Consider the following 25057-nt stretch of genomic DNA (forward strand, 5'->3'; position numbering starts at 1 on the left):
ATTAGAGATGGAGTAGTTCATATTGGCAATACCGCCCTCGTACATCAAATCAACGATTAACTTAAGTTCGTGCAAACATTCAAAATAAGCCATTTCGGGCGCATAACCCGCTTCAGTCAAGGTTTCAAAGCCCATTTTAACCAATTCAACAGCACCACCGCATAATACAGCCTGCTCACCGAATAGATCCGTTTCCGTTTCATCTTTAAAGGTTGTCTCGATAATACCACTGCGACCACCGCCAACACCTGAAGCATATGACAAAGCCACGCCTTTAGCACTACCAGAAGCATCTTGGTGAATGGCTATCAAATCAGGGATGCCGCCGCCTTTAACGAATTCAGAGCGCACCGTGTGACCCGGTGCTTTAGGTGCGACCATGATTACATCCAAGTCTGCGCGTGGCACAACCTGATTGTAATGAATAGCAAAACCATGAGCGAAAGCTAAGGTAGCGCCCTGCTTCAAGTTAGGTTCGATTTCTTCTTTATATAGCTGAGACTGAAATTCATCAGGAGTCAAAATCATAATGATATCAGCAGCTGCAACGGCAGTCGGAACGTCCGTTACTTTGAGGCCGTGCGCCTCTGCCTTGGCAATTGAAGTTGAGCCAGGGCGCAAGCCGACTGTTACATCCACACCGGAATCATTCAAGTTACAGGCATGGGCATGCCCCTGTGAACCGTAACCGATAATGGCTACTTTTTTCCCTTGGATAATAGAAAGATCACAATCTTTATCGTAATAAACTTGCATGGTAAAACCTCGTAATACTGTGAATGGTGGAGAGAACAGACCTAAAGCCCATTAATAACGCGCAGTCTAAGGTATTGCCTACATTACGTAAAATGATATATTTGCAATACTTTATTGCAAATATTGAAATCACGGGTAATGTAATGGAAACTCAAAAACTGCAACAATTCGCTGCACTCGCGGAGCTAAAACACTTTAACCGTGCTGCTGAACGATGCCATATCAGCCCATCAACGCTCACTCGCACTATCCAGTCAATGGAGCAGGAGCTACAAGCAAAGCTATTTGAACGCAACAACCGATCAGTAGCCTTAACGCCTCAAGGTAAATTATTTTTACGTTACGCTAGAGAAATGCTTCAGCAGTGGGAAACACTACGCCACAGGATGTTAAGCGAAAACGATTCTCTAAGCGGAGCAATCAGTATTTACTGTTCGGTTACCGCCAGCTATAGCTTCCTATACGACATATTGACGGATTTCCGACAATTACACCCCAGAATAGAAATTCGCCTACACACCGGTGACCCCGCAGATGCGCTAGAACGAGTGCTCGCCGGCAGGGAAGATATTGCTATCGCCGCTAAACCCGAACGCTTACCGACTGACGTTAGCTTTAAAAGCTTTGCCCGCTCACCGTTAGTCTTTATTGCGCCTACAGACGATGCCCTTTTGACCGAGATAGTCTCCCAGAACCCTGCAGATTTTTGGCAACACTTACCCCTTATAATTTCAGAACGCGGCATTGCACGTGAACGATTAGATCATTGGTTTCGAGAACAGCAACTCAATGCCAGTATCTACGCGCAAGTATCAGGTAACGAAGCTCTCGTTAGCATGGTAAGCCTAGGATTTGGGGTGGGCTTAGTGCCCAAAATTGTTGTCGATAACAGCCCTCTCTCCGAAAAAGTAAAACTGTTTGAACAACAAATAGAAATAGAAGCTTATGAGGTGGGCGTCTGCGTGTTAGAGCGCCGGCTCAAGAGCCCATTAGTAAAAGCGTTTTGGGAGAAGATTTAAGCACTCAAACCAAGCTGAGCGCCAATTATGCGCTCCCCTTGGTTTGAGTAGGTTATGGCTATCAATGCAGATGCTTACCAACAAAATTAATAATAGCCTCTGCCGCGGCTACTCGCTCTTCACCCTCCATTAAGCTATGGTCACCTTTTTTAAACGTTATCATCTCTACGTCTTTACCTGCTTTTTTCAACCGAGAACGCATAACCTCAGATTGCTTGATAGGCACAACCTTATCTCGACCGCCGCCAATTAGTAATACCGGGGCCTGGAAGGCTTCTGCCGAAAACGCTGGGGAAACATTCTTTAACGTTTGTTTATCGGCTTTGCCATCCGCCATCGCACGTTCCCAATAATTGACGACCCAATGATCCCTACCATATTCACTTTTTTCATTTTTCAGCATTCGGGGCAAATCACTCACCCCATTAACCGAGACAACACATTGATACAGGTCCGGCGTATAAGCGCCTCCCGCTAGTGCCGCAAAACCGCCGTAACTCCAACCAACAATACAAACCCGGTTGGGGTCAACAATCCCTTTCTTGACTAAATTGGCCACACCATCGGTTATATCGCTTTGCATTTTCTTTCCCCACTCGCCATAACCCGCACGAAGGTGGTCACCACCAAAACCCTCCGATCCGCGGAATTGGGGTTGAACGACTAAGTAACCACGGCTTGCTAACAGTTGTGCGAGCCAATCAAAACTGATCCGATCATACGATGCCGGCCCCCCGTGAGGCATAATGACTGCAGGAAGATTTTTAAGGCCATCGACTTGCATTTTCGGTAGCGTTAACAATGTAGGAATCTTTAGACCGTCCTCTGCATAATAGGCATAGGACGCAATTGGATTGATGTCCTCCACCGTAATTTGGGGCCTAGACGACGCAATAAACTGCATACTCCCATCGGCCTGATAGGTATAATAATCGCCCGGTATTTGGGTACCCTCAACAAAAACCATTACGTTTTTCCAGTCAGCTGTCCAACTATTTATCCAGACAGAATGGTCTAAAAATTTATCCAACAAAGACTGTACGAGCTTATCAGTATCCTCATCAAACATTTTATAGCTAGGCGTAAAACCTGAATAACGAACACCATACACAACTCGGTTAACGTCGGTAATTAACCCTTCTATGTCCTTATCGGGCCGATTTAAATTCGTTGACTGAAAAGACCCGTCCGCCAAAGACATTAAATAGTAGCCCGTTCTGCCGCTTTCACTGCTTTCGTCCAACACCACTAGATGTTTACCGTCTGCGGTTATACCCAAAACGCTAAACGCCAACATTGATGATTCAATTTCATAGACCACGCGCCAACTACGTCCGTCTGGAACCAATATTTGATGCTTATTGTTACGATTATTGTAACGTTCCTGCGCAACGACCTCTCCCGCACTATTAACAAAATAATCCAAAGCGGACCGATTACCTGTTTCTACTACCTTTAATTTTCGCGGGTTATCCAACCGAACCTTTACCAACGCGTAATTTGGTGCTTGATCGTCTTTATCTTTACCAACATAAGCAGGCATAAACGCGAATTTTTTATCGGGCGACAAACCTACAATACTACCCAGACCCGTTTGGCCAAGATGGATTTTATGGCCTGGCGTAAGAAGCTGCTTGAACTTTCCCGTATGAATATCCAAAATAAAAGCCGAGCTCACATTATGAGTACCGCGATACCCGTCAATTTTACGGTAAGAAGACATGACCAAAATCAACTCATGATCGCTGATAAAGTAAATATACTTCGGCAAGATGTCACTAACATCCGCTGTGTGAATAAGCTTATTTTCAGCGATCGAATAGACCACCAAATAATCATTACCGCTACTAACTTTCCGGAAAGCTATCAGCTCTCCATCAGGTGACATTCGCATCATGCTAGCAACCGGCAATGCACCATAATCCGCAACGGTGGGCACTGCCAAACTAACGGGAGCCAAACACAGCCATGCGACCAAACAACCCATCATTGACACCCGCACAAAGATCACACGAGTATTACGCCTAAGCTTCATTGCACCCTCCTTTTGTAAAAATTGACTTTCGGCCACTTGTATACAGCAAATGGCGCGATAAAAGCATTCCTAAATATCATATCAAATGTCATTATCTCCACTTCAAATTATAAGGGAGACAGAGATCATTGCCCACTCCTCCTTTACTAGCACGTACTGCCTAATTCTTATTCAGCGAGATGAACTACGCTAAAAGGTATGTGAGCACATGATTCGGAGCACCCTATGAATTCCTCCCAGAGCAGGTACGAGAATGGAATATGGCAACCACCGCTTGCACCGAACAAACACGCGCAACTCGTAACTGTTTTTGGCAGCCACTCTCGTTATAGCGAAGGTTTTCAGCACATTAAAACGGCCTTCCCCAATGCTGAGATTATTGGCTGTACAACATCGGGCGAAATTGTAGGCGCAGAAATTTATGACGATACCCTATGCCTTACCGCACTAGAATTTGTTCACGCCAAGATCTCGGTTGCAACCGTCTGTATTCACCAACGAACGCTCGAAGCCGCTATCAATACGCTGGCATCAAACACGACAGGCGAAGATTTGAAATATCTACTGGTTCTTTCCGACGGGCAACTCATTAATGGCTCCCAGCTAGTAGAGGGCCTTAAGGCCTATTTCCCTAACGATCTACTCATCACCGGAGGTCTGGCTGGCGACGGAACCCGATTTGAACACACAACCGTTTGGCATAATGACGATAGTGGTTCTGGTAAGATATTAACCTGCGCCTTTTATGGAAAAGAACTAATTGTGGGGCACGGCTCTATGGGTGGCTGGGATCCCTTCGGCCCCGAGCGTGAGATAACGCGATCACGGGATAATATCTTACTCGAACTCGACCACAAACCCGCTCTTCAGCTCTATAAAACATATTTAGGCGATCACGCAAAGAACCTTCCTTCCTCGGCTCTGCTATACCCGCTTCTCATAACTAAACACGGGGAAGACGAAGCCATTATTCGTACCATTTTAAATATCGACGAAAATAATAGCTCAATGATTTTCGCCGGCGACATGCCCAAAGGCGCGACCGCGCAATTAATGCGAGCCAATTTCGACCGACTTATTGATGGCGCAGAAGCCGCAGCCGAAACGGCACTGAAAGCACTGTTGACACAAAAGGAGCACGGATTAGTGCTCATGATATCCTGTGTGGGACGAAGACTCGTACTTAATCAGCGGACCGAAGAAGAGCTAGAGGCCGTTGCCGAAATTTTTGGTGATAACTGGTCATACACTGGCTTTTATTCTTATGGCGAAATAGCACCATTAATGGCTGGATCGCCATGTATGCTACACAATCAAACAATGACCATTACAACGATAACTGAGCGTAATGCATAAGCTCTTAAACCGATTAATTCGAAAGAATGTCGCACCCGATCTAAATTTGCAGCCCTTGCAACCGTTACTCGAAGCTATCTCTGCGGCTTTCGAACAATGTGACGACGATCGAGTAATGCTGGAGCAATCATTAACTCTCACCTCCGATGAACTCAACGAAATCAACCGTGCGCTTCGTGCAAAGCTTGGCGATGTCCAACACTATAGAGAAGAAATTGAAATTGCGTTAAGCAAGCAAAATGCACTTCTAGATGCAAGTCAAGAGGCCGTATTCGCCTTTAAACCAGGGGGGGCTCTAGACAGAATAAACCGAACGGCCACCGAATTTATGGGCCTTTCTCGCGAGGTTATGTTAAAAAACTCAGGTGAAGAAAATTTAAAACAGATGAAAAATCGACTGCTTCATCCTGAAAAGTTTGATCGTTACATTGAAAAACTAAAAGAAGACCCAAGACAAACATTAAAAGGTGAATTCGAATCGAAAGAGCATCGTTTCTTTCAGTTTTACACCATTGCTGAAACACTAGAAGGAGAATATATTGGTCGCGTATGGTGCATTCGAGATATCACCGAGATGCAACAACACCAAGACCAACTCACTTACCACGCCAATCATGACTCCCTTACGGGGCTCCCCAATCGGTTATCCCTATCCGAATCGCTTAGTCACGCACTAGAATTAGCTAAACGCCACCACAGCAAAGTCGCTGTACTATTTATTGATCTCGATGACTTTAAAAAAATAAACGATACTGCAGGGCATGAAGAAGGTGACATTTTTCTCTACAACGTATCTAGAAAAATTAAACATGCGCTAAGAGACGCTGACATACTAGGGCGATTAGGCGGTGATGAATTCTTAATCATTCTTGAAGACTTCACCAATTTACATCAGTTATCAGCAATACATCGCCGAATTTTAGCCGCCTTTGAAGAGCTGTTTATTATTAAAGGGAGTAGCTATAGCATTACTTGCAGCATAGGGATGAGTACCTACCCCAATGATGGTGATGAACCAAAAGAACTCATACGAAAAGCCGATATGGCCATGTATCAAGCAAAACGTAACGGAAAAAATCAGATTTATTTTTATGATGAAAGTTTAGAGCGGAAAGCGATTGATAAAGTTTCCATCGAATACCGGCTTAAACAGGCCATAAGTCAACGTGAATTTATACTCCACTATCAACCCAAAATAAGTCTTTCTACAGGTTTTCTGGAGGGCGTTGAAGCGCTTGTTCGATGGCAACCAAAGGATGAAGCGCTAAAATACCCAGATGCTTTTATCCGTACTGCAGAAGATATGGGGTTAATCACACAAATAACGCAACAAGTTATAGAAATGGTATGTCAGCAAATAAATCTATGGCGAACTACAGCTCTCAACAATACGACGGTTAGCATTAACTTTTCGGCACTCGACTTTTCCAACGCTAAATTCATCGATCGCGCCTCCGCCCTAATCTCCGAGAAAAATATTCGGCATGGCGCCATCGAATTTGAACTTACAGAATCTGCACTTTTTGATGACATAGAGTACGTCAAACGCATTCTAGCTCGATTCAAAAAGCAAGGAATAAAAGTATCCATTGACGATTTCGGTACGGGTTACTCTTCGTTTGGCTATTTACAGGATTTGGATATCGATTTCTTAAAAATTGATAAGAGTTTTGTTAAAGACTTACAACACAATGAAAAATCTCGCGCAATTGTTAAAAGTATAGTGAATATCGGCAACAACTTGGGCTTTCAAGTTGTTGCCGAAGGTATAGAATCCGCCGTAGAATTTCGATTACTGAATGAAATGGGGTGTCATATAGGGCAAGGTTATTTTATGAGCAGGCCAGTCCCCGCCGATCTTTTACCCGAATTTATTAAGCAATTACCCATAAGAACAACCGACTGAATTCAACAACACCTGTGTCGGAGCGCACTCAATTATTTTCACCTAGTGGTGAAAATAAACCATCACCAAAACTAACGCTCGCCTGAACACACCACACACTAATACCGTCCATTCCATCAAGAAGACTAGAGGTAACCGGCACAACAACTGTAGCGTCGGTTTGAGGCTGTTCGTACATATTGTCTCCTAGCGCCGCACCATTGGTATAGTCACCGGCTTGTCCTGAGTAAAGGAAGACATCGGGTAAACCACCCCCGTCAAAATTAAAATGCGTCAATAACATCGTGCAATCATCAACAATTAAAGCCGTGCCACTAACCCCATGAGCAACATTATCCAGTACAGCAATCTCACCAACTCGCGCATGATTAGCCGTACAACCCGCTTCAGCTCCAAAATTAGTCGCTAAATGCTGCAATGCTACTACTCGACTCGGCAAGACACCCATTACGGCTCCACTATTGGCCACTAAATTCGCAACGCTATCATCAAAGGTCGACGCGCTAAAGTCCACGGACATTCCTGTCGCTTGAGTATGAGCTTGAGCGGAAATACTGATACCGTTTGTGGCATCACCATCCTCGTCTAACGCTTGTAGCAACCGCGCAATATTCGCCGCTACCGTACCATCAACATCGCTGGCCCCTGCTAACGTAAATGGTGTGATTTCTGCGGCTGCGGTTACCGTTGCCAACACCATATCACCAACCGAAAACGCAATACTTTCACCTTCCTGATAACTAAATGTTCCATTAGCGTCCGTTGTGCCGCTCACGCTCTCTGTTTCAAAGTTTAAGCCTTGTACGGCGCTGTCTTTAAACACGCCTTCCAGTAATTGCGCCGCGACGGAAGAAGAAGAAGAAGAACTGGATGATGAGCTTAAGGAGGAGGAACTTGCATTATCCTCAGGCGTTGTGCTATTGCCGCCCCCTCCACATGCGACAACAAAAGGTAATACTACACAGGTAAACCATAATATTTTCATCTGATAACCAGCCTCTCTATCTATTAAATGGCAAGCGATATGCATTGGCATGTGCGTAATCACCCTTTGAATTAAAGGATTAAACCCTTAAAGCTAACCTATAACGACCGCCTAAACCTAGAATAAGTTCAATCAGTATCAATACCCATTCGCACGGCAGCGAACATATACAATTGTAACGTTACATGAATCCCCTCGTGCTAGAGATATAGAGTTTCCCCCAACGGAAGGACGAAATAATCACGATAATGCGCAAAACGCTCCGTCTGCACAGGCTTTACCATAATTTTACGCATTCATAAGATCCTCGTAGTCCATTGCCAACTCTTTTTTATAACAAGTTCGTTACGCTAGCACTGCCGTTGGCGCTATCGTCCACAAATCACACATCAACCATGCAGCCCCTAGGCTATAGTTAACCAATTGAGCTAACGTAACGAGCGCCTATTATGCAATCAGCCCCTCTACACTCCACCGAACATCAGCGCTTAGCAACTCTGCTGAATTATGAGGTGCTCGATACCGAAGACGAACGAGCGTTTAATGAATTAACCGAGTTAGCGAGCACAATTTGTGGCACCCCTATTTCATTGATTAGTTTGGTGGACGATCACCGGCAATGGTTTAAATCAAAAGTAGGGCTTAAAGCAAATGAAACGCCCCGCAGTATCGCGTTTTGTACACATGCAATTTTACAGGATGAGGTGTTTGAGGTGAACAATGCTCTCGAAGATCCTCGCTTTTTCGACAACCCACTGGTAACCGGAGACCCTGATATTCGCTTTTATGCCGGCGCGCCTCTCGTCGCTCCCGACGGAAGCCCCATAGGCACTCTTTGTGTTATTGATAAAGAACCGCGTAAGCTCGACGCAAGCCAGTTAAGAGCACTGACTATTTTGTCTGCGCAGGTGATTGGTCAGATGGAACTACGATTACACAATAGGCGGCTCGACCGTATTCACCGCGAACAACAAACATTGTTCGCAACCTTAGCCCATGATTTACGCACGCCATTTAACGGTATTCTGGGGCTATCAAAACATCTTTCTAGAAAAGCCGAAACGCTCTCGCCCGCTCGTATCACACAATTGGCTCATGGCGTTCTATCGTCATCTTTACAGGTATACCAACTATTAGACGAACTTTTGCAATGGTCCGCTAGCCGCTATTCGTCAAAATCGTCTCATCTATCCATTCAACCTTTACTCCCGTTAATAGAACGCAGCACCGAACTCTACATTGACACGATGGCCCTTAAAAATATCACCTTTAACTGTAACGTAAAGAGTGACCTTTCTGTTTGTGCAGATGCAACATTAACGAAAACCATTATTCGCAATCTTTTAGCCAACGCCATTAAATTTACACCCGAAAATTTAAGTATTGATATCTCGGCAGAGCCAAACGATAGTTTTGTTGAAATACGTGTATCCAATAATGGAAGCTTAATACCGGAAGACACCCGAAAAAATTTATTCTCTCAAACCGTGGCTAGCGAAAAAGGCACGATGGGAGAGACGGGTAATGGTTTAGGCCTTAAGTTAATGCAAGAATTTGTCGAAACCCAAGGCGGAAAGATTTGGTTAGAACAGAATGAACCTGACACTAATACATTTTGCTTTACCCTACAGCACCCATCATCAACTACTGGAATCGTTTAACATCATTCGAAAAGGCGTAACCGCTCAATCAAACACGAGCTTTTCCTCTATAACTATGGGTAATCACTGTTCATAAAAATGAAGGGATAATGCAACGGAGAGGATTGAACTAAATTGGATAAGAAAGGAAGACGGTAGCTTAGTCCGTACGAGGATAACGTTAACGACAGAGAAGACGGGACGCCTCAGCACGAGCGCCCCACAACGTAATTATAAGCTTAGAACTTTTTCGCCACGACCAATTCCCGATACACCGGACCGTACCACTTCCAATATAGCGGCTTCGCCCACGGCTTGATAGAACGCATCGAGTTTATCACTCGCACCGGTCAATTGGATGGTGTAGACCGAAGCAGTAACATCAATAATTTGACCCCGAAAAATATCAACGCATCGCTTAACTTCTGCACGCTGAGCACCCGTAGCGCGAACTTTTATCATCATGAGTTCACGTTCAATATGCGCACCTTCGGTAAGGTCAACCAATTTTACAACATCAACCAAACGATTAAGGTGTTTGGTGATTTGCTCAATTTTATGATCGTTGCCAATTGTGGTTAGCGTTAGTCGAGATAAAGTTTCATCTTCTGTAGGTGCGACCGTTAATGTTTCGATGTTATACCCGCGTTGCGAAAATAAACCAACAACCCGAGAGAGTGCACCGGGCTCATTTTCCATTAACAGCGATATTATTCTTTTCATTACGTTCGCTCCGTTTTACTCAGCCACATATCACGCATTGAGCCATTTGGGGCCACCTGCATTGGGTAGACATGCTCTTTTGGATCAACATATATATCCATAAACACGCACTTATCTTTCATGGCAAAACATTCTTCCATTTTGGCTTTAAGCTCAGAACGCTTCGTCACTTTCATGCCTACATGGCCATAAGCTTCCATGAGTTTCACGAAATCGGGCAAGGAATCTTCATACAAGCTTTCGGAGTAACGGCTATCGTATTGCATATCTTGCCATTGCTTAACCATGCCTAACGCTTGGTTGTTCACGCAGATAATTTTAAGCGGCAAGCTATATTGCGTACAGGTTGAAAGTTCCTGAATACACATTTGAATACTGCCTTCACCCGTTACACAGGCAACAGTGGCATCGCGATGGGCCATTTGAACGCCCATGGCGGCGGGCAGCCCAAACCCCATGGTGCCCAAACCACCAGAGTTGATCCAACGACGAGGTTGATCAAACTGATAGTATTGCGCACTGAACATTTGGTGCTGGCCCACATCTGACGTTACGTAAGCATCACCTTTCGTCACTTCAAATAACGTCCGTATCACTTCCTGTGGCATTAGCATGTCACCGGTGGTGTCGTAGCGAGGCGTCTCTATAATGCTGTAACGGTTGCGCCACTCTTCAATTTCGCTCCACCATGTCTCAAGCGCTTTTGCATCGGGACGATCAGGCGTATCTTTGATGAGCTCAAGCATTTCATCTAAGACCGAATCAACAGGGCCCACAATAGGCACATCAGCCGTTACAGTTTTGGAAATTGACGCTGGATCAATATCGATATGAATGATTTTTGCTGAAGGGCAAAACTTATCCGGCGTATTGGTAACTCGATCGTCAAACCGAGCACCTACCGCTAAGATTACATCGGCGTGGTGCATAGCGGTATTCGCTTCTACCGTACCGTGCATACCCAACATACCGAGAAACTGACGATCAGTACCGGGATAGCCGCCCAGCCCCATAAGCGTATTCGTCACGGGCGTATTTAACATGCGCGCTATTTCTGTCAATTGAGGGGCAGCGTTGCCCTGTACCACGCCGCCACCGGCATAAATAATCGGACGGCGAGCTTGTAGCATTAATTGAACGGCTTTCTTAATTTGGCCGGTATGCCCTTTGCTCGCAGGCGTATAGGAGCGCAACTTAACTTTTTCTGGGTAATGATAATCAAATTTATCAACAGGGTTGGTCAAGTCTTTCGGCACATCAATCACCACTGGACCAGGGCGGCCCGTGGATGCGATATAAAACGCTTTTTTAACAGTTTCTGCGATTTCGCTTTGATGCTTAATAAGAAAGCTGTGCTTAACAATGGGGCGAGACACGCCAACCATATCCGTTTCCTGGAAGGCATCTTCACCAATCTTGTCCGACGCTACCTGACCGGAGATAACCACCATAGGAATAGAATCCATGTAGGCTGTCGCGATACCGGTGATGGCATTCGTGGCACCAGGGCCCGAGGTCACTAAAACGACACCCGTTCTCCCTGTAGATCGCGCGTAGCCATCAGCAGCATGTGTCGCTGATTGCTCGTGACGAACAAGAATATGTTTAACGTCTTTTTGGCGAAAAATTGCGTCATAGATGTGTAACGCGGCACCACCAGGGTAGCCAAATACACAATCAACGCCTTCATCTGCCAGAGATCTTAATAGGATGTCTCCACCGGAGAGCTTTTCCACTTGTTTATCCTCTCGATTAATTCAATCGTTCAAATGATGAAAGTGTTCAGCGTTACCATAGTAATGGCAGGCTGATCGTAAATTTATTAGTGCTGGGAATCACAAAAAAGTGCTTACTTCGCGAATGAAGTACAGCGGATCCCTGAAGCTGAACAGTAATCGGCGACCTCTATTATCTTCAGTCTGATAACGGACGTCTAAGGGGGAATGCTCCCTCTTTGATCGTATTCAAATTATGCGTTGTTATTCCGGTGTCGCTTCGATCTAATCGTTGCTCACTCGCCACATTTTACTGGCTAGTTTTACACTGGTAGGGAGTATCGATAGCACTCCCTCGCACTTCAGGATGGTCAGACATGCGGTTGGCATGCCTGTGGTAGGGAAGCATCGAGGTTTTCGATACTCTACGGGCCATCTGGCGAAGGGCTAATTGTGGCAAGATACCCTGTAAAGTCAAGGCTGCAAGCCGATTAACTCACTCTTTACGGTTGTTTGGCCATAATGCCCCCACAAAGACTAAGAGGTTAACACTGTGAAAGTATTATTTATTGGCGGTACGGGCAATATCAGCACACCTTCAAGTAAACTGGCGATTGAGCAAGGGATTGAGTTATGGCACATCAACCGAGGACTTTCGCCCGCAATAGCCGGTGTAAAGACACTGCAATGTGACATTAACGATACCGAAAAGTTACGCACCCTTCTGGCGTCACACCAATGGGATTGCGTCGTCAATTGGATTGCATTCACCCCCGTCGATGTCCTCCGCGATATTGAACTGTTCCTCGGTAAAACGGCACAATATATTTTTATTAGTTCCGCTTCGTGCTACGAGTCACCGCCCTCATCGCCTTTTATTACTGAGTCTACTCCATTGAACAATCCGTTCTGGCAATACTCTCGCGATAAAATTGCTTGCGAACACGCGCTTATGGAGGCCTATAGCACCCAAGGTTTTCCGGCGACCATCGTTCGACCATCGCATACCTATTCCACCGTTATCCCTATCGCTATTGGCGGCTGGACGGAGTACACCGCTATCGATCGAATCAAGCGAGGGCTGCCGGTGGTCGTGCATGGCGACGGCTCTTCTCTATGGGTGCTCACGCACGCAGATGATTTTGCACGCGGCTTCCTTGGTTTAATTGGCAACAAAGCCAGCCTCGGCGAGGCCTATCATTTAACCTCTGACGAAGTGCTAACATGGAATCAAATCTATCAACACATTGGTTTGGCCGTTGGGGTGGAACCTACGCTGGTGCACGTTACGTCTGACACTATTTGCCGCTTCGATAGCGAATATGTTGGAAGCCTATTAGGCGACAAAGCCGCCAGCGTTATTTTCGATAACCGTAAAATTAAGCAGCTATTACCACACTTTCAATGCACTATCCCCTTCGCCCAAGGCATAACGCAGACGCTTCAATGGTTTGAAGATGATTCCGCACGGCAGGTTATTAACACGCAAGATAACCATTTAATGGACACACTAATTGCTCGAGAATTGTCTCAACTCCCATAATCGAGACCGCTTGACGCCCAACGCTTGATGACGGAGCACGCAGTGTTCTAAACTTCAGGTAATCATGCATAAATCAGATGGGGGCCGTGTAAACGGCAAGACACAATGATTACAACGATTTTAAGCACGCTAACGCCCGCAACGCTAGGCGCAAGAACAATAGGTCGTGCCGTTAGTCTGGCTACGGCACTCGCTCTTTGCGGCCACATTAGCGGCAGTCACGCAGAAGACTATTACCGTTGGGTAAACGACGATGGCGTAACGCATTATGGTTCAACACCACCACAAGGCGTTGAGGCCGTAAAAGTGAAAACCTACGGCGGACAAAACACAGCAGCGCCTAGCGAATCTGACGAAGCCGCCTCCGAAACCGAAGACTTGTCGCTAGACGATGAAAACCTTCCTCCCGAAGAGCGAGAACGTCGACGTAAATTGGCCGATAAACAACGAAAGATTTGCGATGATGAAAAATCTCGCCTTAGCGTACTTGAAAAGAACGGCCGTATTCGAATGAAAGAACAAGATGGTTCATACCGCTATATGACTCAAACCGAGATTCAAGCCGAGATTGCCACCTCCAAAAACATCATGAAAGACGTTTGTACTCCTTAATTTTGCCCCTTAAAGAGCAAGCCCCTAATATTCTCGGTATAACACCGGTGATGTAGGGGCCAACATTCCTAGTCATTTCTCTTCATTACTCTACAGAAATCGCACAACGCCATCGGATAATTGCGCCGTTATGGTACTGCCAGGCTGAAATTTACCCGCCAATACATCTTGCGCCAAAGGGTTCTCTATCAATTGCTGAATAGCACGCTTTAACGGTCTCGCACCGTATACGGGGTCGAACCCAGCATTTGCGATATGCTCCATAACAACGTCATCAATGTTCAGCGTTAGCTCTCGATCTAAAAGGCGCTTACGTAAGATACTTAATTGGATATCGGCGATACCCCTAATTTGCGCCTTTGCTAGCGGGTGGAAAACAACCAACTCGTCAATACGGTTGATAAACTCAGGCCGAAAATGGCCCGCAACCACCTCCATAACCGCATCTTTCATTGCTTGGTATTTATGTTCGTTCTGGCCTTCGTCTTCTTGTCGGGACCCGTCGAAATTTAGGCTATCGAACGCCTTATTTTCTGCAATTTCTTGAATGGCGGCCGACCCCAAGTTAGAAGTCATTACGACGACAGTATTACGGAAATCTACGGTTCGCCCGTGCCCGTCGGTTAAACGGCCATCCTCGAGAACCTGTAATAATATATTGAAAACATCAGGGTGTGCTTTTTCCACCTCATCAAGCAACAGCAGCGCATAGGGCTTACGGCGTACCGCCTCTGTTAAATAGCCACCCTCTTCGTAACCCACATAACCAGGAGGAGCACCAATTAAACGAGCAACGGAATGTTTCTCCATAAACTCAGACATATCAATACGCACCATCGCATCCTGGCTATCAAACAAGAATTCTGAGAGTGCTTTACACAATTCTGTTTTACCGACCCCCGTGGGGCCCAAAAATAGAAAAGAACCATTTGGCCTATTCGGATCAGACAAGCCCGCCCGTGAACGCCGGACAGCATTCGCTACTGCGCTCACCGCCTCTTGCTGGCCAATAACACGCTCATGTAATTCGGCTTCCATGCGCAATAATTTATCCCGTTCACCTTCAAGCATTTTTGAAACAGGAATACCCGTCCACTTGGAGACTACTTCCGCAATTTCTTCATCCGTAACTTTATTGCGCAACAATTTCATTTCTTGCATTTCAGCTTGAGCGGCCATGTCGAGCTGTTTTTCCAGTTCAGGAATAATGCCATATTGCAATTCCGACATTCGCCCAAGATCACTGGCGCGCCTTGCGGCCTCCAAATCTAATCGCGCCTGTTCCAAATTACTTTTAATCTCTTGCGAACCTTGTAACGCGGCTTTTTCGGCACGCCAGATTTCGTCTAGATCGGAATAGGACCGTTCTACTTTTTCTATCTGTTCGTTGATAATAATTAATCGTTTTTTTGCTGCTTCATCGTCATCTTTCTTAACGGCCTCACCTTCTATTTTTAGCTGAATTAAACGTCGTTCTAACCGATCCATTTGTTCAGGCTTGGAATCTATCTCCATGCGAATACGGCTACCGGCTTCGTCAATCAAGTCAATGGCTTTATCGGGCAGCTGTCGATCAGTTATATACCGTTGCGATAATTTTGCTGCGGCAATAATGGCAGAATCTGAAATGTCGACAGCATGATGTAATTCGTACCGCTCTTTCAAGCCTCGCAATATGGCAATAGTATCTTCTTCACTCGGCTCCTCTACCAAAACCTTCTGAAAACGGCGCTCTAACGCCGCGTCTTTTTCTATGTATTGCCGGTATTCATCTAAGGTGGTTGCACCTACGCAATGTAATTCGCCACGCGCAAGTGCAGGTTTTAACATGTTGCCCGCATCAAGTGCGCCCTCGCCTTTGCCTGCGCCCACCATCGTATGCAGCTCGTCAATAAAAAGAATAATACGACTTTCTTGTTTGCCCAGCTCATTCAGCAAAGATTTTAACCGTTCTTCAAATTCCCCTCGAAATTTCGCACCGGCCAACAATGAACCTAAATCTAAGGATAATAACCGTTTATGTTTTAATCCTTCGGGCACTTCCCCGTTAATAATTCGCTGCGCGAGGCCTTCCACAATGGCCGTTTTACCAACGCCCGGTTCACCAATCAATACGGGGTTATTTTTAGTGCGACGCTGCAACACTTGAATCGTACGGCGGATTTCGTCATCGCGGCCAATAACGGGGTCTAACTTTCCCGCTTCTGCACGTGCGGTTAGATCGACAGTGTAGCGTTCAAGTGCTTGACGATTACCTTCAGCCTCTGGATTATCCACAGTCTCACCGCCCCGCACTTTTTTTACCGCGGCATTAAGCCGCTCAGTATCGCCAAATTGATTCAGCAGTTTTCCTAACGATGATGCGCTGTCATTCATAGAGGAAAGCAATAAGCTTTCGCTCGAAATAAATTTATCGCCTGCCTGCTGGGCATACTTATCAGCAAGATTTAGCAACCGCCCCAACTCTTGCGACATGGACACATCACCGGTTGGGCTTTGAATTTTCGGTAATTCTTCGAGTGCTTTCGTTAACGCATTTCGCAAGCCCGCAACATCAAACCCCGCTGCTGCCAATAAAGGACGAACAGCACCACCCTGTTGATCCAACATAGCCTGCAACAAATGGGCTGGATCAATCTGGTTATGATCTCGACCCACCGCAAGTGATTGCGCATCCGAAAGTGCAATTTGTAGCTGATTTGTTAAACGATCAATTCGCATGGTTCAATCCTCGCAACATCATTCAATAACGGTTGTTAGTATTATCAACCGAGTTAGGCACGAACATTAGATGGGGGTAATTGAAACAGAACTCAAGTACCACAAGACATTAGCCCAATACCCAACTAGAGAGAGTGACTGACGAGTATTATCGACGAATAAGAAGTATGAAGTGACGCCAAAACAATGGGATGGAAAAACGCTCGATTTATTTATCGCGCCAAATCATACTCGCCATGCGGCCAGTAGAGCCATCACGACGATAGGAAAAAAACTGGTCTTGATCGGTAAAGGTACACATCCCTCCCCCATAAATACGCTCCACACCAAGCATTTTGAGCTCTATTCGCGCTAATGCGTATAAATTAGCAGAATAGGTAACGACCCCCTCGGTGTTACCGCGAGACTGAAATGCGGCCTCCACGGCAGACAGCCCCTTTTTCTTTTGATGCGCTGTCATAAACACCTGCCTTACATCCTCACCCACTTCAAAGTGATCGTTTGAGATAGCAGGGCCAAGATAGACGAGCACATCCTTCGGGGCCGTCAAGAAAAGTTTAACGGCGTTACTGATAATACCGTTTGCCAACCCCCGCCAACCCGCGTGAACGGCCGCAATTTCCTTACCGTCAACGGAACAGAGCAATAAAGGCAAGCAATCTGCCGTCATCACCACGCAAACATTGCCCGAACGCCTCGAAAAAGTACCGTCGCAATCGTGAAGCAATGCGTGTTGTTGTGATAGACCGTCTACCGGTAAAACCGTCGTACTGTGCGTTTGGTTCAACCAGTATGGTTCTGCGGGTAACTGCTGTCGTAAACGCGCTCTATTGTGTCGAACCGCTTCCTTGTCGTCCTCCACATGAAAGGCCATATTGTTGCTGGTATATTGTGCGCCGCTCACGCCCCCCTTTCGCGTCGTCACGAGGCTTTGAACGCCTTGTGGTAGCGGCCAATCCGGCACGATATACCGTTTAGGCATATTGCTCTTCCAACAACTCAACGAGCGCTTGCATATCCTCTGGCAATTCCACCTCCCACTCTTGCTGAATACCCGAAACAGGATGAACCAACCCTAAACGTGCGGCATGAAGCGCTTGACGAGGAAAATCGGCTAATGGCTGCAGCGCGGGGTTCAACCGTAATAATTTGACAGGGAACTTGCCGCCGTAGGTTTGATCTCCTACCAAAGGAAACCCCATATGGGCCATATGAACCCGAATTTGATGGGTACGCCCCGTCTGTAATTTCAACTCGACTAACGTAAAATCATCGAAGGTCGCCACGGGTTTATAGTGCGTCACAGCTTCTTTACCACCGCTCTTCACCACTGCCATTTTAATTCTATGAGTGGGATGGCGTCCCATTAACGTCTCTATCGTGCCCGTTCGACGAAGGTCGCCATGAACTAGCGCGTAATACTGACGCTTGACACTTCGCGACTGTAGTTGAGTAACGAGGTTCAGCTGCGAAATTTCGGTCTTGGCCACAACCATTAACCCCGTGGTATCTTTATCCAGGCGGTGCACAATTCCCGCTCGAGGCACCTGAGTAAGAGTGCCACAATGGTGTAGCAGCCCATTTAACAGGGTTCCGTTGTAGTTACCAACAGCAGGGTGTACCACAAGCCCAGCAGGCTTATTCACCACCAACAAAGCGTCATCTTCATAGACAATGCCAAATTCAACAGGCTCAGCCTCCCACGTGCATCGGGCTTCAACAGCGGCCTCGAGCGTAATGGATTCCCCACCAGCCAATTTGGCTTTGGGTTTTACTTTTTGTCCGTTCAGCAGTAACGCTCCATCCTTAATCCATTGCTGCAAGCGAGAACGAGAATAATCTGGGAACAATTCTGCGACATGCTGATCTAAGCGAACGCCTGCTTTTTCAAAAGCAACTGTCGCGTGGTGGGAAATAGGCCCGTTAATAGGGGTAGCAGGGTCTTCGTCGGTTAATATTGTATCGGCGGGCATTTGTATTTAAACCTTGTGCTGCATTACACTGTCGCACCGCATTGCGAGGCAACAGCTGGAACTGAAAATCCGGAAGAATACGATCTAAACTGGCAAGTACAGTCGTCAGGATAAGAAAAATGGGTCGCGATGGCCCCCATACCACTGAGTCAAGATTTTACTATGACCCAACATTTAAAAGCGCTTACTGTAGCAGCTGCGACACTTCTGATCACGCTCAGCGGTTGTTCCAGTAACGAAAACAAGACCGAACAAACCAGTGAACAGATGACTTACGAGGTTGCACAGAAGTTTTTACGCACCTCTAACTGGGCTTCTGCTGCTGAAACACTCGAATTATTGGAAGAAAGCTTCCCCTTTGGCGCCTATGCCGAGCAGGCGCAGCTCGAACTCATATACAGCTACTATCGCAGTACTGAGCACGATGCGGCTATTGCCTCTGCCGACCGTTTTATTCGTCTGCACCCCCAGCATCGTAATGTTGACTATGCCTATTATATGAGGGGCATATCAGCCTTCGAAAACAACTCGGCCTTTAATACAGTGCTATCCACCGACATCACTAAACGTGACGCCGGCAGCGCGCGTGAATCTTTCGATTACTTTACGCAACTGCTAGAACGGTACCCCGATAGCCAGTACGCACTGGACGCCCAAAAACGTATGATTTACTTGCGCAATATGCTCGGGCGATACGAAATCCACGTCGCTAACTACTATTTCAAACGAGGCGCGTACCTCGCTGCCGCGAATAGAGGCCGATATGTCGTCGAGAACCTCAAACAAACACCTGCCGTACCCGACGGTTTAGCGGTAATGGCGCAAGCCTACCATATGCTAGGAATGGACGATTTATCACAAAAGTCCGCACAGGTATTAATCGCGAACTACCCAAACCACCCTGCTCTTAAAAATGGTGAATTCAACTACCGGTTTGGCCGAGACAAGAACCTAACATGGGTCAACTATCTAACGCTTGGACTATTCAAAAAACAGCCCACTATTAACTTCGATACGCGCAATTTGTACAACAGCTTCTATCGAGATAGTGACGCTAACCCCGTGTCGTCACCTCCAGGCTAAGAATTCAAAACGTCAGCCGTTATTTCCAACGATTACTGAACCACATCATGGCTCAGTAATCGTTCACTATTTCTTTAATCTCCAATCACCCATCCATTCGTAATAGGATAGCGTCGATCACGGCCAAACGCTCTAGCACTAATACGAATACCTACAGGTGCTTGCCGCCGCTTATATTCATTGATGTCCACTAAACGCAATACGCGATTCACCTCTTGCGCATCAAAACCTTTTTCAATTATGGCCTGTGCGCTGAAGTCTTGCTCGATATAGAGCTCAAGAATCTGATCCAGAATATCGTACGGCGGAAGGGAGTCTTCATCCTTTTGGTCCGGCGCCAATTCAGCGGACGGTGGACGAGAGATCACATTCTCGGGAATGACCTCAGAAAGGGTATTACGGTATTTTGAGAGCGCAAATACCGTAGTTTTGGGCACGTCCTTTAATACATCGAGCCCTCCCGCCATATCCCCATAAAGCGTGGCATAACCAACGGCCATTTCACTCTTATTGCCTGTCGTTAGAACCAAGTAACCCAGCTTATTCGAGATGGCCATCAACAACACGCCTCGGCTACGCGCCTGAATATTTTGCTCAGTGGTATCAACAGAGGTATTGGCAAACGCCTCCGCTAACTGCTCGGAAAAAGCCTCATAAATGGGCTCAATACTAATACTCCGATAGGCAACGCCCAACCGAGCGGCTTCATCTTCTGCATCCGTTTTGCTCATGTCAGAGGTATAACGAAACGGCATCATCACCGCATGCACACGCTCAGGGCCGAGCGCGTCTGCGGCGATGGCTAAGGTAAGAGCAGAGTCAATACCACCTGACAACCCCAATACCACACCTTTAAAGCCGTTTTTGTTCACGTAATCACGCACGCCCAACACAAGCGCTTGATAAATAATAGCTAGCGCTTTCGTTTCTCGCTTCGCAGGCGGGGTAAGAGCGGCTAACACTTTACTAACATTATTAAACGCCACCACCGCGAGTTGCTGGCAGAAAAAATCGGCCATCGAAAGTATGTTGCCTTCGGTATCAGCGGCAAAAGAGCCTCCATCAAAAACCAACTCATCTTGCCCGCCCACCTGATTAACATACACAATAGGCGCGTTTATTTTTTTCGCTAAGGTGGCAACAATATTTTCGCGTTCACGCTGCTTATTTTGATGAAATGGAGAAGCATTTAAATTTAATAGAATATCGGCACCGCAGCTTTGGGCCTGAGCTACTGGCCCACCATCCCAAATATCCTCGCAGATAGACAATGCTACGCTCACGCCCTTACATTGAAAAACACCATTTTCTGTGCCTTCAGTAAAATAACGTTTCTCATCAAATACTTGGTAGTTTGGCAAACACTGCTTTGCATATTCGTAAATAATTTCACCGCCAGCAATAACCCCAGCCATATTGAATAGCTGCCCCTTCACCATACGAGGGTACCCAATGACAATATGGGTATTGCTGTGTATTTGACACAGGGCCTCCAAAGCTCGATTAACGCGCGTTTCGCAACTTGGTCTTAGGAGTAGGTCTTCCGGCGGATAGCCTGTTAGGGTAAGCTCTGGGAATACGATGATGTCAACGTCAAAACTCTCTTCAGCTTGACGAATAAACTGGCCAATTTTTTCTAGGTTGCCGTTGATATCGCCCACCAATAAATTGGTTTGCGCCATTGCAATTTTCAAGATTGACATATAATTCCAAAACTCCGAGTCGCCCACAAAAGGCGCCTATTGTCGATGAAAGCGCCGCAAAGCGCAAAAGGCAAAATCACTAAATTAAAATAGAGGGGTCTAACCGCAACCTTAATTGCATTGGGCCCAACCCAAAAGGACGCTCTCTTGACAATCATTATGGGTCAGCAAGGCCAAAATCGTTTACCGCCACATAACCCCCTCGTCTTGCGCGTTTACCTCTATTATCGGCTCATCCTTGGCAGCCTGCTATGGGTGACATATTCATTTAGCGCCTCGCACAAACTACTGGGCAATATTCAACCTGAGTTATTTGAGCTAACGGCCATTGCTTATACCGTCGTTAGCTTCCTTACTGTTCTTATTTTTAATGCTCGCTCGCTTTCACATTCGATACGCCGCATTGGTACCATGCTTATTGTAGACTTGGCCGCCTTACTGCTTATGATCCATGCGAGCAATGGGATTAATAGCAGCTTAAGCTATCTACTGCTGATTAATATTGCGATGGCGAGCATTTTCATCCGAGGCCAACTAGCCTTTGCTTTCGCGGCACTCACTAGCCTCGCTACAATTGCAGAAGCGCTCTACCAAGGCACCAGTAAAACAGGAGGGCTTTCAAGTGAGCTCTTTTCAGCCGGCACCTTAGGTATTCTCATATTTCTAACGGCCATTAGCTTTCACTACCTCACCGACAAAATTCGCCAAAGCGACATTGAGGCCGCGACACAAGCAACCTATGCCAAGCGATTACAACAATTGGCGCAACATATCGTCACTCGTATGCGTACCGGCATTATTGTGGTCGATGAACAGAATACTATCGAACTGATCAACCAATCCGCCTTACAACTATTAGACATGCCGGCAGCGGACTATTCTGGAGTACAACTCACCGATATGGCGAATTTTGGCCCGTTACTAAAGGAATGGCGCGCTTCTCCCGAAAAAACTGCACCGCAACTACACAGCCTTCGCGTAGGACAAGATGTGCGCATTAGCTTTGCCATGCTAGACACGGGCGAAGCAAAACGCACTATCATGTATATGGAGGATCATCGGTCACTCGCCCAACAGGCACAGCAATTAAAACTCGCCTCACTAGGACGACTAACCGCCAGTATTGCACACGAAGTAAGAAACCCTTTAGGCGCTATATCCCATGCGGCACAGTTGCTATCTGAGGCCGATTACCTCAACAATGCCGACAACCGGCTTATTGAAATTATGTTGCAACACTCTGAGCGTGTGAATCAGATTATCGAAAACACGCTAACCATTTCAAGGCGTAAAGAGCCGAAACCCAAGATCATTGAACTCGCCGAATGGCTACCTAAATTAATTAATGAGTATCAAACAGTCACTAAAATAACCGTAGGGCTATCGTTAACAAATGCAACCGTTAGCGCAAAATTTGACCCCGTGCACCTCAATCAAGTAATAACCAACTTATGCGACAACGGTGCTCGCTTTAGCGAACAAAGCACGGGCGAAGCGAGAATAGATATTAGAGCAGGGATCAGCGACAATGACGGCACAGCCTTTATTGAAATTGTTGACGAAGGGCCGGGTATAAAAGAAGACAGGCTCGAACAAATATTCGACCCGTTTTACACTACCGATGTAAAAGGTTCTGGCTTAGGTTTATACATATCTCGCGAACTATGTGAAATAAATCAAGCAAGCTTATACTTTAAACGTACTCCCGCAGGAAAAAGCTGTTTCCGTATCGACTGCACTCACCACCAGAGAATGATTTAATGACCTCGACAAAACGCGCCCTAATTATTGACGATGAGCCAGACATTCGCGAACTACTGGAAATTACCTTATCCCGTATGGCGTTAGACGTAGATTCTGCGGCAGATATATCAGAAGCAAAACAGCAACTCAATAACAATGAATATCAAATTTGTCTAACCGATATGAAATTACCGGATGGCAACGGTATAGACCTTGTTAGGCACGTACAAAAACATTTCGCAAACCTTCCAATTGCCGTCATTACTGCGCACGGCAATATGGATACAGCCATAGAAGCGATGAAGGCCGGTGCTTTCGACTTTGTCAATAAACCTATCGATTTGCCCTCGCTACGAAAACTTGTCAACGCAGCACTGACGTCCGACCGGTTGCCTGCTATCAGTGAAAGCAGCTCAAAAATTATTGGTAATTCCACACAAATAATTAAACTAAAAAAATCCATTCAAAAACTCGCCCGCTCTCAAGCGCCCATATATATTAGCGGTGAATCTGGAAGCGGAAAAGAACTCGTCGCTCGCTCGATACACGAATTAGGCCCACGTAATAGCGCCCCATTTATTGGCGTCAACTGCGGTGCTATCCCTAAAGAGCTGGTAGAAAGTGAATTCTTTGGCCACAAAAAAGGCTCTTTTACCGGTGCAGGACACGACAAGCAAGGTCTCTTTCAAGCCGCTGAAGGCGGCACACTATTCCTTGATGAGGTTGCCGATCTTCCGCTGGACATGCAAGTAAAGCTTTTACGGGCGATTCAGGAAAAAGCCGTTCGTTCTATCGGTGCATCGGAGGAAATCTCTACGAATGTTCGCATTCTTTGCGCAACACACAAAAATCTTGAATCACTCGTTAGCAGCGGTGATTTTAGACAAGATCTTTTCTACCGATTAAATGTCATTCAACTCGATGTGCCAAGCTTACGCGATAGAAAAGAAGATATTCCCGCACTCATTGATGCGTTACTCATCCGTATTGCAACCAATTGCCAACTAGACAAACCAACAATTGAACCCGCCGCTCAACAGAAGCTCTCTCAATACCGCTACCCTGGAAATATTCGAGAGCTGGAGAATATTCTTGAACGAGCATTTACGCTGTGTGACGACGATACGATTACAGAAATAGATTTACAGCTAGATCGCAATGCCGCTACACCAGCCCATAGAGACCCAACCAAACAAACCGGACATTTCCAGGCCTGCCAAAACCACGCTTCTATCGATGATTATTTGGCCGAAGTCGAGCGTGAAATACTGTGTGAAACACTGGAGCAAACTCGCTGGAATAAAACCATGGCGGCAAAAAAACTCGGTGTTAGCTTTCGATCACTGCGTTATCGCTTGGCAAAACTGGGGCTAGATTACAATGAAGACTAAGAGTACAGAAATACGCCAGCGCTATACCCGGATTCGACAATCAAATGTACCTGAGTATTCGTTTTAACCAATACCCCCCTATACCTAGGGCAACACAGGCTAAGATCCTAGATCACGCTTAGCTTTTGTCCTACAGCCAAAGCCCCTTCTTTC

Annotated in this window: 18 protein-coding genes (1 of these 18 only partly in view); 9 read left to right on the forward strand and 9 right to left on the reverse strand. The window is 46.2% G+C overall.

Translation table 11 applies throughout. From position 1 onward, the window contains the following. Positions 1–756: the 5' portion of a ketol-acid reductoisomerase gene (gene ilvC, locus H5647_RS18925; protein ID WP_045860594.1), read on the reverse strand. Its footprint begins 261 nt before the window's first position; the window shows 756 of its 1017 coding nt (coding positions 1–756); its start codon is at positions 754–756; its stop codon lies off the left edge, out of view. 143 nt (positions 757–899) lie between these two features. Between ilvC and ilvY the strand changes: the two genes are divergently transcribed. Continuing rightward, entirely contained in the window at positions 900–1775 is an 876-nt protein-coding gene (ilvY, locus tag H5647_RS18930; protein ID WP_045861552.1) for an HTH-type transcriptional activator IlvY, read from the forward strand. A 61-nt stretch (positions 1776–1836) separates the two neighbouring features. Here ilvY and H5647_RS18935 read toward each other — a convergent pair whose 3' ends face one another. After that, positions 1837–3810 (reverse strand): alpha/beta hydrolase family protein, encoded by a 1974-nt coding sequence (locus H5647_RS18935; protein ID WP_045860595.1) that lies wholly within the window; start codon positions 3808–3810, stop codon positions 1837–1839. 225 nt (positions 3811–4035) lie between these two features. Between H5647_RS18935 and H5647_RS18940 the strand changes: the two genes are divergently transcribed. Both H5647_RS18940 and H5647_RS18945 read left to right on the forward strand, forming a co-directional pair. Continuing rightward, the gene (locus H5647_RS18940) at positions 4036–5166 is read left to right on the forward strand and encodes an FIST signal transduction protein (RefSeq protein WP_045860596.1); all 1131 of its coding nucleotides are present in this window, start codon (positions 4036–4038) and stop codon (positions 5164–5166) included. Continuing rightward, complete coding sequence (locus H5647_RS18945) at positions 5159–7072, forward strand: putative bifunctional diguanylate cyclase/phosphodiesterase (RefSeq protein WP_052692209.1); 1914 nt, start codon at positions 5159–5161, stop codon at positions 7070–7072. The genes H5647_RS18940 and H5647_RS18945 overlap by 8 nt, the downstream gene beginning before the upstream one ends. A 28-nt stretch (positions 7073–7100) precedes the next feature. On the opposite strand, the gene H5647_RS18950 is transcribed toward H5647_RS18945, so the two are convergent. Further along, complete coding sequence (locus H5647_RS18950; RefSeq protein ID WP_082087119.1) at positions 7101–8108, reverse strand: DM13 domain-containing protein; 1008 nt, start codon at positions 8106–8108, stop codon at positions 7101–7103. A 398-nt stretch (positions 8109–8506) separates the two neighbouring features. Between H5647_RS18950 and H5647_RS22350 the strand changes: the two genes are divergently transcribed. After that, positions 8507–9718, forward strand: coding sequence for a GAF domain-containing sensor histidine kinase (locus tag H5647_RS22350; RefSeq protein WP_045860598.1), 1212 nt, complete (start codon positions 8507–8509; stop codon positions 9716–9718). 210 nt (positions 9719–9928) lie between these two features. Here H5647_RS22350 and ilvN read toward each other — a convergent pair whose 3' ends face one another. After that, positions 9929–10420, reverse strand: a complete 492-nt coding sequence (gene ilvN, locus H5647_RS18960; protein ID WP_045860599.1) for an acetolactate synthase small subunit — start codon at positions 10418–10420, stop codon at positions 9929–9931. Then, positions 10420–12156 carry an acetolactate synthase 3 large subunit gene (locus H5647_RS18965; protein WP_045860600.1) on the reverse strand — a complete coding sequence of 579 codons (1737 nt, stop codon included), beginning with the start codon at positions 12154–12156 and terminating at the stop codon, positions 10420–10422. Before H5647_RS18965 ends, ilvN begins: the two co-directional genes overlap by 1 nt. A 532-nt stretch (positions 12157–12688) precedes the next feature. Between H5647_RS18965 and H5647_RS18970 the strand changes: the two genes are divergently transcribed. Continuing rightward, positions 12689–13678 carry an SDR family oxidoreductase gene (locus H5647_RS18970; protein WP_045860601.1) on the forward strand — a complete coding sequence of 330 codons (990 nt, stop codon included), beginning with the start codon at positions 12689–12691 and terminating at the stop codon, positions 13676–13678. A gap of 105 nt (positions 13679–13783) precedes the next feature. After that, complete coding sequence (locus H5647_RS18975) at positions 13784–14290, forward strand: DUF4124 domain-containing protein (protein ID WP_045860602.1); 507 nt, start codon at positions 13784–13786, stop codon at positions 14288–14290. A gap of 90 nt (positions 14291–14380) precedes the next feature. Here the strand turns inward: H5647_RS18975 and clpB are convergent, their stop codons facing one another. The 3 genes from clpB to rluD form a co-directional block, all read right to left on the reverse strand. Then, positions 14381–17011, reverse strand: a complete 2631-nt coding sequence (clpB, locus tag H5647_RS18980) for an ATP-dependent chaperone ClpB (RefSeq protein WP_045860603.1) — start codon at positions 17009–17011, stop codon at positions 14381–14383. 208 nt (positions 17012–17219) lie between these two features. Beyond that, complete coding sequence (pgeF, locus tag H5647_RS18985; RefSeq protein ID WP_045860604.1) at positions 17220–17993, reverse strand: peptidoglycan editing factor PgeF; 774 nt, start codon at positions 17991–17993, stop codon at positions 17220–17222. Continuing rightward, complete coding sequence (gene rluD / locus H5647_RS18990) at positions 17986–18984, reverse strand: 23S rRNA pseudouridine(1911/1915/1917) synthase RluD (RefSeq protein ID WP_045860605.1); 999 nt, start codon at positions 18982–18984, stop codon at positions 17986–17988. The genes pgeF and rluD overlap by 8 nt, the downstream gene beginning before the upstream one ends. Before the next feature lie 162 nt (positions 18985–19146). Here rluD and H5647_RS18995 point away from each other — a divergent pair, with 162 nt between their 5' ends. Next, positions 19147–20067, forward strand: coding sequence for an outer membrane protein assembly factor BamD (locus tag H5647_RS18995; protein ID WP_045861554.1), 921 nt, complete (start codon positions 19147–19149; stop codon positions 20065–20067). 74 nt (positions 20068–20141) lie between these two features. On the opposite strand, the gene H5647_RS19000 is transcribed toward H5647_RS18995, so the two are convergent. Beyond that, positions 20142–21770 (reverse strand): NAD+ synthase, encoded by a 1629-nt coding sequence (locus H5647_RS19000; protein WP_045861555.1) that lies wholly within the window; start codon positions 21768–21770, stop codon positions 20142–20144. Positions 21771–21917: 147 nt separating this feature from the next. Here H5647_RS19000 and H5647_RS19005 point away from each other — a divergent pair, with 147 nt between their 5' ends. Next, positions 21918–23531 carry a sensor histidine kinase gene (locus tag H5647_RS19005; protein WP_236074972.1) on the forward strand — a complete coding sequence of 538 codons (1614 nt, stop codon included), beginning with the start codon at positions 21918–21920 and terminating at the stop codon, positions 23529–23531. Next, complete coding sequence (locus H5647_RS19010) at positions 23531–24904, forward strand: sigma-54-dependent transcriptional regulator (RefSeq protein WP_045860607.1); 1374 nt, start codon at positions 23531–23533, stop codon at positions 24902–24904. The genes H5647_RS19005 and H5647_RS19010 overlap by 1 nt, the downstream gene beginning before the upstream one ends. Positions 24905–25057 lie beyond the last annotated feature (153 nt).

The sequence above is a fragment of the Teredinibacter purpureus genome, assembly GCF_014217335.1.
GTDB classification, from domain to species: Bacteria; Pseudomonadota; Gammaproteobacteria; order Pseudomonadales; family Cellvibrionaceae; genus Teredinibacter; species Teredinibacter purpureus.